Here is a 13,226-nt window from a genome sequence, read left to right as displayed (position 1 = left end):
CGCTCGGCGCCAGCGGCCACAGTGCCGAAGGCGGTAATCGCGACGGTTCCGGTGACCGTAACCGCGACACCCGTCGCATTGGCAAGATTGACGGTTGCCGCCGATGCCATGTTGGTGCCGGCGGCGTTGAAATTGTCGCTGCCGCCTACGGCCGTCGCGGCGCCCGAGCCGCCAGCCGTCAGTGGCCTTGCCGCGTTGGCATCGGCGACAAGATCGGCCACAAGCGCGTTGTATTTCGCGCTTTCGATCGTTGTGTTCGGTGTTCCAGCGGTCCCCGGAGGGGCCGAATATACTCCACCAGCGCGAGGCATGGCCGCTCCAATTCTATTGGTCGGCGCTAGGGTGCTGGTGCCTCTACGAAAAGATAAGCTACTTGGATTGCGTCATTCGCCAAAGAACGACGCCACCATTAGAAAAAGTTTATCCCCTTGTATTCGTTCGGTTATTCTGTCGGATTGCCGCCCAATAATTTGGGAAACATTGACGATGCGCCTATCTACACCTTTATGAGGTGGTTCGGGAGAGCAGCCTGGACCGCTGCTCTCCCGACAACCGAGAAAGGAGGTGAAATCTTAAATGGCTGTCTGGGCCTATCTCACGCTGAGTTTGCTGCATGTCGCAAACGGCGTGATCTACTTCGTCCTCGCCTTCTTCGGGTAATCCGAAGTTGGTGTTTCCAACCTTAGACGGCAACCCCCAGCGCCGCAACTTTAGCGGATTCTGTATCGGGAGTCCTCGATAGGTGCTGCCCGCCGCTACCCGGCGGCGGGCAGTCTTAGCGATTGCCTCGACGACGCCTGACCATGGCGTCAACGGCTTCCTTCACCGACTGGTTGCTGCGGATTGAGCCGTCCGGCATAGCCTGGTAGGCGCCCTTGTCACCTTCAGACTTCACCACCGCAACTATTGCCTCACGCCATGCGAGGCCCAGATACCGGAAGGCGGACGCGTAGTGTTCGGCCCAGTTCTTCACCGGCACGTCCCGGAAGCATTTCTTGTCATCGTCCCACTCGCGGCGGAAAGCCTTCAGGCCCTCGATGCCATCGGCCACGCGCTCATTGTTTGCGAACCGGGCAAGCTTGATAGTCTGCCGGCCGGCATTCACCCCATCAGCAAAGCTCGCAATGCCGACCATCTTCGGCTTGCGACCATGATCCTTCAGCGTTTGCAGCCGCGTGCGAGCCGTTCCCCATTGCGGGTGCAGGATATCGTGCGGAACGTAGTCGTTGCCCTTGTAGCCCTGGTCGTCGAGCCATTTGCACCAGTCTGAGAGGTCTTCGCTGTCGGGTAGATAGAAATCGACGATAATGGGCGTACCGTCGATGACCTGAAAACACCAAATCGGATTGTTGGCCGCCTTGCCCAGGTCCCATACTGTATGAACCGGATAGGCCGGGTTGACCGCAATCGGACGACCAATGCGCCCGTCCCGCTCTGCCTTGGCAACTTCGGCGCCCCAATATGATCCGACGAGCGCGCCCGCGAACGAGCAATAGAATTCCTGGTCTATCAGGAGATCCGCAATCTCCTTGCCGAACAGGCCGGTATAGATCACCCGCTGCTCTTCAATGTCCTCTTCCGAAATCGCCTGTGTCGCGTCAACGCCCAGGACTTCGGTGAACCAGCCGCGCGGGTTCGACAGCGGATCAAAGGCGTTGCCCTTTGTGGCGTCCAGCATGCCCTTGGCGTGATTGTTGCCACGTGGCGTGGTGATGAACGAAGCCCAGCCGCCATTTTCCGCCAGGATGGGCGACAGGTACGCCCACGCCGCCGGCTTCGCCAATGCCCATTCCGAAAAGGTGATTCCGACTGGTGGCGATCCAACCAGGCTGTTGAAGTTGTCGCTGCCAACGACCTGGAAAGTCGACCCGACCTTGAAGCGGACAAACATTTCATTGTCATTCATGTTCTCGATTAGAGGCTCTGGGAAGGCCTCGAACAGCCGGCGCTTGCCCGAATGCGGGTTGATCGCGTTCCATATCGCCTTGCGCGCCTGGGCGGCCTCGGGGAGCATGTGCCAATACGTGCCGGGACGCTCATGGGCGGACACGGCATGCATGTTCAGATTTATCTCGTCCTTGCCGGCGCGGCGGTGCCAGAATAGGAGCTGGCGCTTACACCCCTGCTCCCACGTGTCCCATGCCTTCTTCTGATACCAGCGAGGCCGCCAGCCGGCGTTAGGTAGCTGGATTGTCGGCATTCGCCTGTGCTTCCTGGTCCGCCAGCTTCAGCACTTGAACCACTAGCGGGCCGCCCTCGCCGTCAGTGAGCGCCACCTTGGCGCCGTACTTCTTCGGCCGCATGCGCTCAGCAATCCATTTGCGCGTGTCGATGCGAAGCCGCGAGCGCTGGATGTTCTCGCTGTTGAGCTGTTCGGTGGTCGTTCCGTCGCCGTTGACCTTGGTCATGTAGTCGTTGCTGCTGTCGTCGGCGATATCCGGCATTTCGTCGACGTGGGTGTCTGCCTGGAGTTCGCGCGCCCGCGCGTACTGGTCAAAAAACGCTGCGCGGGCCGGATTGAGCAGCCAATTGAACACAGTCGCTTTCGACGGCATGTCGTCGGCTTCACAGATCGACCGCAGGCTGTTCCCCTCTGCCAGGCTCTGGCAAATGGTATCGGCTATCTCCTGGGTGAACTCACTTGGCCGTGCCATTGCCCGACTCCTTCAGCCTGATCTGCACAAGCCGCACATTGATGCCGAGCTGCTTCGAAATCTGTCGGGCTGACATGCCTAGCGCCTTCATGTCGTTGATCGCTTTCCGCCTTTGGAGGGCGAGGAGCCGGCCCCGGTGTTTGAAGGGCCGCTTTGCCCTGACATCACCCTTGTCTCGGGCTCGCTTCACGTATTGGACGACTGTGGTAGGCGAAATGTCTAGAGACTCTGCAATGGTCTCGTAGGTGCTCATCTCCTGGTACATGTCGAGCGCCTTGTTGCGGCGCCTGGTCACGATGTCGACCGCCTTCCCGCCCCTCTTGTTGAAGGACGAGTAGGCGTGGAACGGCAGCGGCGCGCGGTGAGGCTTTCGATGCTCCATCAGTTCTCCATTCATCGCGGCAACTGCCCGGATCGATTGTTCGCCTGCGGTCGGCGCAATGTCAGGATTTCGCTAGGCGTCAAAGGCGAGCGATTAACCGCGGCAAAGGGGATGACAGGATTGACGCGGTGGTAGCCGGCGAATGTGTTGGAGGCGATGACCAGACGGTCATTTTCAACGCGGCAAATCAGAGACGTGAAGGGTGATCCGGTATTTTTCCCCCACCGCTCCAGAAGAGCCAGGTTGTCGGCGGCGAAGAAGTTTTGCGACCGAATGAGCAGAAAGGCGAGGTCATCCAGCCGCTCAGGTAGCATGTCGGCTGAAGTCCCGCGACGGACTATCTCCTCTTCGTGGGCGCTGTCCAACTCCTCGCTTCGCCACACCGGCAGCGGTGTTTTTAAATCGTCCGCATCGCGCTGGAGGCTCAACAACTGCTGGTAAGGCACATAAGGCCGGCCCCAGAATTCCGAACCAGAAGCGAGGCCGAGAACATCGTTGACGATGACAGCGTTGCCGCTGGTATCCTTCACCCCGCTATCCACTTGGATTTCAATTCGGCCGCTATTGCGCGACAGTTCGCGCGAGAGCAACTTGGAGAGCCCCGACTCCTTCTTGTCGATTTCGGCTCGCAAGTCCTCGAGCGCCTTTGCCGGTTCGGCCAATGATCTGGCAAACTTCGCGATCCTGTCCACATTTTCAGCAAGAGCCGTCCATCGGCGCTGAAGGTGACGAATTCGGGCCTCTTTCCGATACCGCTCGTCGGCGATATCGAACTCGCCCTTGTAGTGCCGCTTGGCGCAGTCATGGCCGATAAATCTCACGACACGCTCATCGGGGAAGAAGGCCATCCGGCCGATCTTGAACCAAGGGCCTGTAGGATGACAAATAGGACATGGCACCATGTCCTGGTTTTCGCGCTTAAAGATTGGAACCTCGATCTCGCCTGATAGGAAGCGAAGTGTGCCAATGATTTCAGGCTTGGTGGTCGTCACATTCTCGAAGCGCTCCGGATGCCCAGTCGCGTTCGTAAACTCTAGCCACCGGTCAACATAGTCGTCGGATGGCTTCTCATCGAATACCGGGAAGGAAACGAGTGCGTTCGTCATTGAGGCACACCTTTCGAGGCGAGATAGTCGTTAATATTCACATGCCGCACTGGGGATGCGGCGCCGAACGTGCCGAGTTGAGAGGTGCTGAAGGCCCGCTTGGCTTGGGGATCGAACTTCGCCGAGGCGCCCTTCCGCAACCAGCCCGGAGCCTTGGCCGCATTGATCTTCAGGCGGTTCTCAGCCTTGCGCTGCTTTTTCGCCTCCCGCTTTTCCTTTCGGCTGAGGTTCCTTGAAATTCCACCGGAATCCGCAGATTTCCGGATGGCTTTCGCCGACCGTCTAGGCGCCGGTCCCGCAGAAAGGATCTTGGTGGATATCCAGTCAGCCCGCTTTTCAGCCGGCGATATAGGCGAGCCATCAAGCCGATCGGCCGCGCGCCACGCTTCCGCATTGGTCGGGAACGGTCCGGCCAATGTTGCCGTGCCGTCGACCACGACGAAGCCGTCTGCTGTCTCGATTACCGTCATGCTGCGTCGCCCTCATTGCGACGCGCGGCGCGCCGTAGCTCTTCCTGCACGGCGTCCGAAAATGTCTGCACCTCTTTCCTTATCGCGGCTTCGGTCATTCCGGCCCTGGTCAGTTGCCCGACGACGCCCGCGACAGTCTGGCGCCAATAGTGGTCAGCCGAACGACCGCGACGAGCCGATAGCAGTTCAGCCGTCCGTTTGATTTTTCCGAGACGACGAGCCATTGGAAAGCAGATCACGAGGCCCATCATGCAGCCCTCTCGCGCGTGTAAGCACTAAGGTTTGAACCTTCGGAGCCCCTTTTATCTTCTAAGGTGTGATCTAAGGTTTGATCATAAGGTATAAGGGTAACCACACCGTCACCCGCGCAGGTGACTGTCTGATTATCCAATGGGGTATTTGGACGATTACGTAAAGACGGCAGAGGTGACTGGATAATCACCTTGTTCTGGCGGTCGCAGACATACTCGTCCAGATCGGACAAAACGTCCATCGCCCAGCCAAAGTTCAGGACGTAGACTTGGGAGCGTTTCGCCGATCGACCGATGATTTGCTGCTTTTCGAGGGGAAGGCTTCGAACAGGGACGCGCGTAATCGCGCCCGCGTTCTGTAGAATTCGAAGCCACTTGGAAATCTGCTCAGGAGCATCGGCGCCGAGCATCTGGGAAATTGTTTCGCGCGTCGGCCAAGCGCAGCCGACAGCCTCGTTGTATTTATCCTGCAACTCGCCCGCCACTCGCACGGCTCCCGGCGAATCCCGGAAACCTTTGAAATAGCGGACCGCCCGGCCCCAAGCGTGTTTGTCCATCATCATCAGTGGGCCCTCGCCCGGATCAGCGCCGCTTGCCGGCAGGCCTCCACCGCGTCTTTGAGTGGCAATTTGAACCGCTCTTGGATCTGCGGGATTATCGCCTTCGTGCGATCCGCCGAGCCGGTAGCCAGCCAAGTGGCGGCGAGGTCGACCGGGCCTTGAGTATTGCCGATGCCGGTGCTCATGCGGCGTTAGCCACGTCTTCAAGGATCACGACCGGCGAGCTTAAGCGGTAGATTCCGTGCGAACCGGCGAACGGGCCGCCGTGGCTCTCGTACTCGGTTTCAATGGCGAACCCGAGCTTGCGCAGCTTGTGCGTGTAGTCTGACCATCGAGGCCCGGGATGCGTGATTGGTGTACAGCCACTTTGACCGGCTTTGACCAACTCGCGCATTGCCCAAGCTACGCGCCCGTCCAGTCGGATCGGATTTCCATCCGGCTCGACCTTGACGATGATGCTGAATTTGTTCGCGCTCTTAACAGAGTTTGCATTAACGCGACTCGCGTCGACTGCTATGAGGGGCATGTCATTCTTCCTTTTCCGATTTAGGTCCGCGATTGGAGGAGTGATTTTGAGGTAGGAAAGTAGGCGGCTGCTTTGGCGAGGAGACCGCTTACTTTCCGGCTTCATTGGCCGTCGCTCCTTTCGGAAGAGCATCGAGCCAGGCTTGCGCATCATCTTTGCGGATCAGGGTCTTCCGTCCTGCCTTGCGGTAAGGCAAGCGACCGGATTTCAGCTCTTCATAGAGCAACGAGCGACCGACGCCGAAAGCAGCGCAAAATCCCGAAACAGTAAATGCGTTTGGGCTTACTTCCATTTCAGTTCCTTCCTTTGGTTCGCGCCAAACAGACGCGGGTGATTTGTTACGGATTCTAGCGGATTTCGAGTCCCTCTGCACACCCTGGAGAGTGTTATCCCGAGGGATTTTGTACCCCTTTCATTCCAATGACTTAGCTGGTGTTTATCCACAGGTTGCCCACAGAGATGTTCAGCGTTCGTTCCCGTTCGACAGTAAAGCGAACGACATCCGGTAAAACGAGCCGCTGGTTTCTCTGGGGGTAAGGGACAGGAAAAACAGCAGGGCGCAGGCCTCTCTAGGAGAGGCTCTGCAAGCGTGGCACGGCAGAAAGCCGGGCCGGTCCCTCAAAACTGATTTTTTCCGAGTTCAACAGAACGATGTGAATCTCGGCGATTTGCCGCGTTTAGTCAATGGCATGCACGAGCGGATACCAACGTTATCTTACGACACGTAGATTACCCCGAGCCGCAGGCGCATTCAGATAGTTCGCCCAAGCAGACATCAGTTTGCGGCGCTTCTCCAATGCGTCCGACCGACGATAGGCATTCTCGACAGCATCGCCGACCTTGTGGGCAAGAGCAGCTTCCGCGACCTCGCGCGGGAAACTGGTCTCATCCCCGGCCCAATCTCGGAAGGCTGACCGGAAACCATGCGGCGTGTATTGCCCGACTTCCATGCGCCGCATCTGCATCGTCATCGCCATCACCGACAGCGGCATATCAACCGGCCGCTTGCTCTCCCCTGGGAAGACATAGTCCGACACGCGCGCATCGTAGAGCGGCGTCAGGATAGCCAGGGCGGCATCAGTCAGCGGCACCCTATGAAGGACGCCGGCCTTCATGCGATCAGCCGGCACAGTCCAGACCTTCTCGTCCAGATCGAGTTCGGGCCACTTGGCGCCTAACACTTCGCCAGAGCGCGCAGCCGTCAGGATGAGAAAGTCCATCGCCTTCGCCGACATAGCCTCAGACGCCCGCAGGCGCTTCACAAACGCCGGCACGTCCGCGTATGGCATAGCGGCATGGTGGCCGCGTGAAAGCTTCTTGCCCTTAGCCAGGAGGTGTTGCAGGTGACCGCGCCACAAGGCCGGGTTTTCTCCCGATCGATGACCTGCAGCTTTCGCCGCATCCAAGACCCGCTCAATCCGACCGCGCAGCCGTTGCGCCGTTTCCGGCTTCTCGAACCAGATCGGCTTCAGGATCTCCAGAATGTCGGCCGTGTCCACCTCGTCCACAGGCTTCTTGCGGATCGATTTGCAGTAGGCATCGCCGAGGGTCATTTCCCACTGTGCCTTGTGCTTGGCATTGCGCCAGCCCTTGCCGACAGCAGCGATCAGGTCTTCGGCGCATTTCGCGAATGTCGGCTTTTCGGTCTTGGCTTCCGTGTCGATCGGGTCAAGGCCACGGCGCAGGCGGTCCCGGCAGTCGGTGGCGGCAATGCGCGCATCCTTCAAAGATACGGAAGGGTAAGAGCCGAGGCCAACTTCCTTCCACTGACGGCCCTTTCCAGAGCCCTTGAAGTGGACGAAGGTCCAGGACTTGGTGCCTTCCTTCTTCGCCAACAAATAGAGCCCGCCGCCGTCGCTATGCCGCCCTGCCTTCAGGCCTTTGGCGCGGATGGTCGTTTCGGCCAGCAAGTTGAGTGAGCGAACCATTCCCTGCAACTCCGTTCCTAACTTCGATGCACGATGTTAGCGGATTTGACCGGACTACTGCAAACGCAGAACGCCGAAAGGCCAAGGGAATCAACGGGTTTTTGGTATATTAGCGGACGATGGCGGACTTAGGTTTAGAAGACACTTCCTCCGCCAGACGTCGAAGGTCCGTTCCGGAGACATGGGTAGCAGTTTGTACCTAAGACATGATGACAACCGCGTGCTTGACGGGTTGTCGATTGGTTGCAAGGTCCTCTGTTCCAGTCGATATGTCCGAACTGCGAGTCATCGTCTCGATCAGAGCGCCCGGTTGCGTCAGGCTCACTTTGAAGTTCGGATGGATGACTGTTATTTCCTCTCGGGAGCGCTCCGCCGAACATCTCCATGGTCCTTTCAATGAGGCGATAGATAGTCAGGCTGCGCCGGCTGCAGTTGCGGTCAATGGCTGGAGGAAGTGATCGTTGATGACACCGGCCGCCCCTGCATTCAGGCATGGGCGGCCGTCTTGTGGAGCGGGATGACGCGGCTCGATAAGCAGCCAGCCTGTTGGCGCGGGATCGCTCCAGCTTTCGTCACCTCCGCCCAGATCAGCCCGCGGCGCTCGGCACCGGCGTGTTGAGCAGCTGCTGTTCCCAGAGGTACGCGATGCCGCTGCCGCCGAAGTGCTGAATGAGAATCTCGGTCAGCTCCTCGACATGCTCGGTGCGCGCCCAATCGCGTTGCCATTCGCCAGTGAGCGCCATCACGGTCATCACGTTCGCGCCGGCCGCGATCATTCGCTGGATGGCAACTTCGTGAGACTCCCTCGAAATCCCGCCCGACGCGTCGGTGATCACGGTCACGTCCCAGCCTTCGCCGGCGGCCTGGATCACAGGCATTGCGACGCAGACCTCGGTCCACAGGCCGGCGATGATCAGCTGCTTGCGGCCGGTCGCCTTGACGACGTTCACCACATTCTCGTCCTGCCAGGTGTTCACCCAGGTGCGATCGATGACTTCCTGGTCCGGAAATACGTCGGTGATCTGCTTGAAGAGAAGTCCTCCGCGCGCCGCAATCACGCTGGTGAGAATGGTCGGAACACCGAAGGCTTTTGCTAGCTTCGCCAGCGCGGTCGTGTTGTTGACCACCATGTGTGGGTCGTGGCTGTTCAGATTGGCCAGCTGATAGGGCTGGTGGTCGATCAGGACGAGGACCGAATCTGCGGGACGAAGAAGCGAAGCAAGGCCGTTACGAGGGGTCATCAAGACTTCCTTTCTCTGCCGTCTGGACGGCATGGGTTTTCGGGAGACATGCGCCAGCGGGCGACGTTGCCGAAACGCAATTTGCTGTTCCTTTTGGTGATGCGATAGTGCCATATTCAGGCAAGCTGTGTCGCGAAACGAGGAACGCCGATTGGACATCGAAGATCTGCAGACATTCGTCGTAGTGGCCGATGCCGGGGGCGTATCGGCCGCCGCCCGCCGACTCGGCGTCTCCAAGTCGATCGTCAGTCGGCGGCTCTTTCGGGTTGAGGCGGAGCTTGGCGTCCAGCTTCTTGCACGAACGACCCGCGGCGCCGCGCTCACGGAGGCGGGAATTACTTTCAGAGATCATGCGGCCCGAGCCAGCGCCGAGATTGATACGGCCAGGGAAGCGATCTTCCCCACCGGTGAGCTACGCGGCCGCCTGAGGGTTGCCATGCCGCTTACTTTCGGCGCGACCCATTTTGCTCCCGTGCTCGCGGAAATGGCGCGTCTGCACCCGAAGCTTCACATCCATACTTCTTATAGCGATCGCTTCGTCGATCTCATCGCAGAGGGTTTCGATTGCGCGATCCGGGGCGCCTACCTTCAGGATTCCAACCTGATCGCGAAGCGCGTCGGGCCTATCCATGGAAAGCTTGTCGCGAGCCCGGATTACATCAAAGCGCACGCGTCACCCGAGACTCCGGACGAACTCGTCACCCATCAGGCCCTCATGCAGGGAACGGAAGCCTGGCAGTTCATGGATGGCGACAAGATTGTTACGGTCCAGCCGCAGGGCAGGTTCAAGGCCGACAGCGCCACGGCGCTTGCCGCGGCGGCGGCGGCGGGTCTCGGCATCGCCTGGCTCCCCGATTGCATTACACATGAACATGTGGCCTCCGGCGCGCTGGTCCCGATCATGACACGCTATCCGGTACCTCCGGGAGCTGCGTATGTCGTACGCCCGCCGGGGCAGCATCCTACGCGGAAAGTGCGCGTGCTCACCGACATGCTGATTGAGTATTTCAAACGCAACCCGGATCTTTGGGGTCTTGACGGCTAGGACACGAACGGTTCGAAGCCGTGTCAAACAACCGCGTTCGACGGTCCCATTGCTCCGAGCCGTTGCGTTCGGCGACATTGCTTGCACGTTCCGTGCGTTAGCGCCCTTACAGAGCCTTTAGCCTTTGGAAAGGGAGATGTGGTTCCTCTCGGAGGCGCAGACGACGCGCAGAGGCGAATCGATGGATATCTTTGGCATCAAGGCACTGTTGATCTGCGCGCTGATCTTCATTCCGTTCGAACATCTGTTTGCCGAGCGGCCGCAGAAGATCTTCCGCAAGGGGTTTGCTGTCGATCTGATCTATCTGCTGTTCAACGGCTTCATCATAAAGCTGGCCATCGTCATGATGGCGGCAGGCGCGCTCGGTGCCGCTGCGCTCCTTGTCCCGCCGGCGATAACGCAGGCCGTCAGCGGCCAGCCCGTCTGGCTGCAGGTTGCCGAAATCATCGTGATTACCGATATCGGCGTCTACTGGACACATCGGGCCTTCCACAAAATCCCCGCGCTTTGGAAGTTCCATGCCGTTCACCACGGCATTGAGGAACTCGACTGGCTCGGGGCCTTCCACAATCACCCCGTCGACGCCATCGTCACAAAGGCAATATCGCTGACGCCGATCTTTTTCCTCGGCTTCTCGGAAGCCTCGATCGCTGTCTTTTCGACCATCTACCTTGGACACACGCTGCTTGTTCATTCAAACGTGCGGATTCCGTTCGGCCCTTTGAAGTGGCTGATTGCCAGCCCGCAGTTCCATCGCTGGCACCATGCCAACCAGCGCGAAGCCTATGACAAGAACTTCGCCGGGCAGTTGCCTTTCCTCGACATGCTGTTCGGCACCTACAATCCCACCGGCGACAAGGTGCCGGAAAAGTACGGCGTCGACGATCCGATCCCTTCCACCTATTTCGGTCAGATCGGCTATCCGCTCCTGCGCCGCAGGAAGCTGCCGAACCGGGCAGTGCCGAAGACCGAAGCCTGACAGCTGGCCCGACGGTGCGGTATCCACCCCGATCCGCTTTCGGGCCGTGGAACGCCGAACCCCGGGAAGGCTTTTCGCGTCGAATCGGCTAAACCTTGAGGCATGAACGAAACCTCACTCTATGCGCCGGTGAAGCGGTTCCTCGAAAGCCTCGACTTCGTCGTCAAAGGCGAGATCGGCGGCTGCGATGTCGTTGCGTTGCGCGAGGGGGAGCCGCCGGTTGTCGTCATCTGCGAGTTGAAGCTGCAGTTCAATCTCGAACTGGTGCTGCAAGGTGTCGATCGCGCGGCGGCCTGCGACGAGGTGTGGCTGGCCGCGCGCATGTCGGCCCGCGGCAAGGGCCGCGAAAGCGATGCCAGGTTCCGCAATCTCTGCCGCCGTCTTGGCTTCGGCCTGCTCGGTGTGACCGGGACGGACCGGGTCGAAGTGCTTCTCAGCCCGATCGCGCTGGCGCCGCGCAAGAATGCCCGCCGGCGCTCTCGTCTGGTCGACGAGCACCAGCGCCGTCGCGGCGATCCGGTTGCCGGAGGAGGATCGCGCAATCCGATCATGACGGCCTATCGTCAAAGCGCCCTCGCCTGCGCTGCCGCCATGGCGGACGGACCCAGGCGGCCGCGAGATCTGAAGGCGGTGACGCCGATCGCGCCGAAAATCCTGCAGCACAATGTCTATGGCTGGTTCGCGCGCGTCGACCGCGGCCTTTACGATCTCACCGATGCCGGCCGTGCGTCTTTGGTCCGTTGGCCGCAGGCATCGCACGACGAATCCCGACACGCAATTTTGAACGCACCGGCCATATGATTGAAGATTCCCGCGGCGTCCGAGGCGGTTCGCTCGGTTGATTTCTCCGACAAAATATGTTGGTTGTCCCGCCCATGAAGAAGCTCTGCATGACCGCCTTGGCGTCAGTGACACTGAGTTTTCCAGCCAGCGCAATGGACAATGCATTGCGCGCCGGTCTGATGAAACTCGATCCCCAAACCCGTCTTGAACAGCGTTGCGACGCCGAAGTGCTCGACCGCATCACCCATGACGATCGCAAGTTCGAAGCCGATCGCGTCGTCGCCTACGCCTTCGCCACGCCCGAGATGGGCGCCGATGCAATCAAGAGCTCGGGTGCTGCGTTTCGCAGCAAGGGGCAGTGGTACCGGCTGAAATTCAAGTGCCAGACCGCGCCGGACCATATGGAAGTTCTGCAGCTCCGTTACCGGATCGGGGACGAGATTCCAGAAGCCGACTGGGCAAAGTACAATCTCTACGATTGATTTGTGATCGGCCATGGTTTTGCCCGGCTGCCGGCGAGTGCCGCAAAGCCTGATCCGGCTTGACGCAACGCTGCTTCGGTGATGCAGCCACGCGTGATCCCTTGACGCCAGGGGACCACCAAGTTAGGGCCTCTGGATAATCGACGAACACTCGGCAAATCAGCAAGGGCTTCCTGTCGATGGACATTTTTTTCAGCGCTGCCAGTCTGACCGCCCTGCTCCAGGTCATCGCCATCGACCTCGTGCTGGCTGGCGACAATGCGATCGTCATCGGCCTCGCCGCGGCCGGCCTGCCTGCCGAACAACGCAAGAAGGCGATTCTTCTCGGCGTGGTGGCGGCAACGGTGCTGCGCATCGGGTTTGCCGCAATTACCGTCAAGCTGCTGGCGATCGTCGGCCTGCTGCTCGCCGGCGGCATCCTGCTGCTGTGGGTCTGCTGGAAGATGTATCGCGAGTTGCGTACGTCCCATGCCGATGAATTGGAAGCGACCGAGGCACTGTCGAATTCGGACCTCAACAACGACCAGGCGGTCGCCGGCAAGACGAAGCGCAAGACCCTTGGCCAGGCTGCCTTGCAGATTGTCGTCGCCGATGTGTCGATGTCGCTCGACAACGTGCTGGCGGTGGCTGGAGCGGCGCGTGACCATTTTCCGGTGCTGATCATCGGCCTGGTGCTGTCGATCGCCCTGATGGGGCTGGCCGCGACTTTCATTGCCAAGCTGCTGCATCGCCACCGCTGGATTGCCTATGTCGGCCTGCTGATCATTTTCTATGTGGCTGTGGACATGATCTATCGTGGCGCGGTGGAGGTTTGGCCGC

17 protein-coding genes and 1 pseudogene are annotated in these 13,226 nt (G+C 59.7%); 5 read left to right on the top strand and 13 right to left on the bottom strand.

The window, feature by feature from the left end; translation table 11 throughout:
* The 13 genes and pseudogenes from EN906_RS38160 to EN906_RS07725 form a co-directional block, all read right to left on the bottom strand.
* Positions 1-311 (bottom strand): annotated as a pseudogene (locus EN906_RS38160) (hypothetical protein); the annotation flags it as partial.
* Between the two features lie 464 nt (positions 312-775).
* Positions 776-2,200 (bottom strand): hypothetical protein, encoded by a 1,425-nt coding sequence (locus tag EN906_RS07780; protein WP_127270802.1) that lies wholly within the window; start codon positions 2,198-2,200, stop codon positions 776-778.
* Positions 2,178-2,654 carry a hypothetical protein gene (locus EN906_RS07775; protein ID WP_027036518.1) on the bottom strand — a complete coding sequence of 159 codons (477 nt, stop codon included), beginning with the start codon at positions 2,652-2,654 and terminating at the stop codon, positions 2,178-2,180. Before EN906_RS07775 ends, EN906_RS07780 begins: the two co-directional genes overlap by 23 nt.
* The gene (locus EN906_RS07770) at positions 2,638-3,036 is read right to left on the bottom strand and encodes an HTH domain-containing protein (protein ID WP_127270804.1); all 399 of its coding nucleotides are present in this window, start codon (positions 3,034-3,036) and stop codon (positions 2,638-2,640) included. Before EN906_RS07770 ends, EN906_RS07775 begins: the two co-directional genes overlap by 17 nt.
* An 11-nt stretch (positions 3,037-3,047) precedes the next feature.
* A complete protein-coding gene (locus tag EN906_RS07765; RefSeq protein ID WP_127271057.1) occupies positions 3,048-4,142 on the bottom strand; it encodes a hypothetical protein in 1,095 nt (364 codons plus the stop codon).
* On the bottom strand, positions 4,139-4,612 hold the full coding sequence (locus tag EN906_RS07760; RefSeq protein ID WP_127268285.1) for a hypothetical protein: 474 nt from the start codon (positions 4,610-4,612) through the stop codon (positions 4,139-4,141). Before EN906_RS07760 ends, EN906_RS07765 begins: the two co-directional genes overlap by 4 nt.
* The gene (locus EN906_RS07755) at positions 4,609-4,863 is read right to left on the bottom strand and encodes a DUF6074 family protein (protein WP_127268284.1); all 255 of its coding nucleotides are present in this window, start codon (positions 4,861-4,863) and stop codon (positions 4,609-4,611) included. The genes EN906_RS07760 and EN906_RS07755 overlap by 4 nt, the downstream gene beginning before the upstream one ends.
* Positions 4,860-5,426, bottom strand: coding sequence for a hypothetical protein (locus EN906_RS07750; protein WP_127268283.1), 567 nt, complete (start codon positions 5,424-5,426; stop codon positions 4,860-4,862). The genes EN906_RS07755 and EN906_RS07750 overlap by 4 nt, the downstream gene beginning before the upstream one ends.
* Complete coding sequence (locus EN906_RS07745; protein ID WP_127268282.1) at positions 5,426-5,608, bottom strand: hypothetical protein; 183 nt, start codon at positions 5,606-5,608, stop codon at positions 5,426-5,428. The genes EN906_RS07750 and EN906_RS07745 overlap by 1 nt, the downstream gene beginning before the upstream one ends.
* Positions 5,605-5,949, bottom strand: coding sequence for a hypothetical protein (locus tag EN906_RS07740; RefSeq protein ID WP_127268281.1), 345 nt, complete (start codon positions 5,947-5,949; stop codon positions 5,605-5,607). The genes EN906_RS07745 and EN906_RS07740 overlap by 4 nt, the downstream gene beginning before the upstream one ends.
* A gap of 88 nt (positions 5,950-6,037) precedes the next feature.
* On the bottom strand, positions 6,038-6,241 hold the full coding sequence (locus EN906_RS07735; protein ID WP_127268280.1) for an excisionase family DNA-binding protein: 204 nt from the start codon (positions 6,239-6,241) through the stop codon (positions 6,038-6,040).
* A 418-nt stretch (positions 6,242-6,659) separates the two neighbouring features.
* A complete protein-coding gene (locus tag EN906_RS07730; protein ID WP_306255448.1) occupies positions 6,660-7,859 on the bottom strand; it encodes a site-specific integrase in 1,200 nt (399 codons plus the stop codon).
* Between the two features lie 605 nt (positions 7,860-8,464).
* Positions 8,465-9,118 carry a hydrolase gene (locus tag EN906_RS07725; RefSeq protein WP_127268278.1) on the bottom strand — a complete coding sequence of 218 codons (654 nt, stop codon included), beginning with the start codon at positions 9,116-9,118 and terminating at the stop codon, positions 8,465-8,467.
* Between the two features lie 151 nt (positions 9,119-9,269).
* Between EN906_RS07725 and EN906_RS07720 the strand changes: the two genes are divergently transcribed.
* From EN906_RS07720 to EN906_RS07700, 5 genes are all read left to right on the top strand, one after another.
* Entirely contained in the window at positions 9,270-10,163 is an 894-nt protein-coding gene (locus EN906_RS07720; RefSeq protein WP_127268277.1) for a LysR family transcriptional regulator, read from the top strand.
* A gap of 181 nt (positions 10,164-10,344) precedes the next feature.
* On the top strand, positions 10,345-11,142 hold the full coding sequence (locus EN906_RS07715) for a sterol desaturase family protein (protein WP_127268287.1): 798 nt from the start codon (positions 10,345-10,347) through the stop codon (positions 11,140-11,142).
* Positions 11,143-11,244: 102 nt separating this feature from the next.
* Positions 11,245-11,943 (top strand): DUF2161 family putative PD-(D/E)XK-type phosphodiesterase, encoded by a 699-nt coding sequence (locus tag EN906_RS07710; protein ID WP_127271059.1) that lies wholly within the window; start codon positions 11,245-11,247, stop codon positions 11,941-11,943.
* Between the two features lie 56 nt (positions 11,944-11,999).
* Positions 12,000-12,407 (top strand): DUF930 domain-containing protein, encoded by a 408-nt coding sequence (locus EN906_RS07705; RefSeq protein WP_164748941.1) that lies wholly within the window; start codon positions 12,000-12,002, stop codon positions 12,405-12,407.
* Positions 12,408-12,586: 179 nt separating this feature from the next.
* On the top strand, positions 12,587-13,226 hold a 640-nt coding region (locus tag EN906_RS07700; RefSeq protein ID WP_164777125.1), incomplete at its 3' end, for a TerC family protein.

The sequence above is a fragment of the Mesorhizobium sp. M7A.F.Ca.CA.004.06.1.1 genome, assembly GCF_003999135.1.
Classification (GTDB): Bacteria; Pseudomonadota; Alphaproteobacteria; order Rhizobiales; family Rhizobiaceae; genus Mesorhizobium.
Note: the sequence above shows the minus strand (reverse complement) of the source record. Positions and strands in the feature narration are given on the sequence as shown.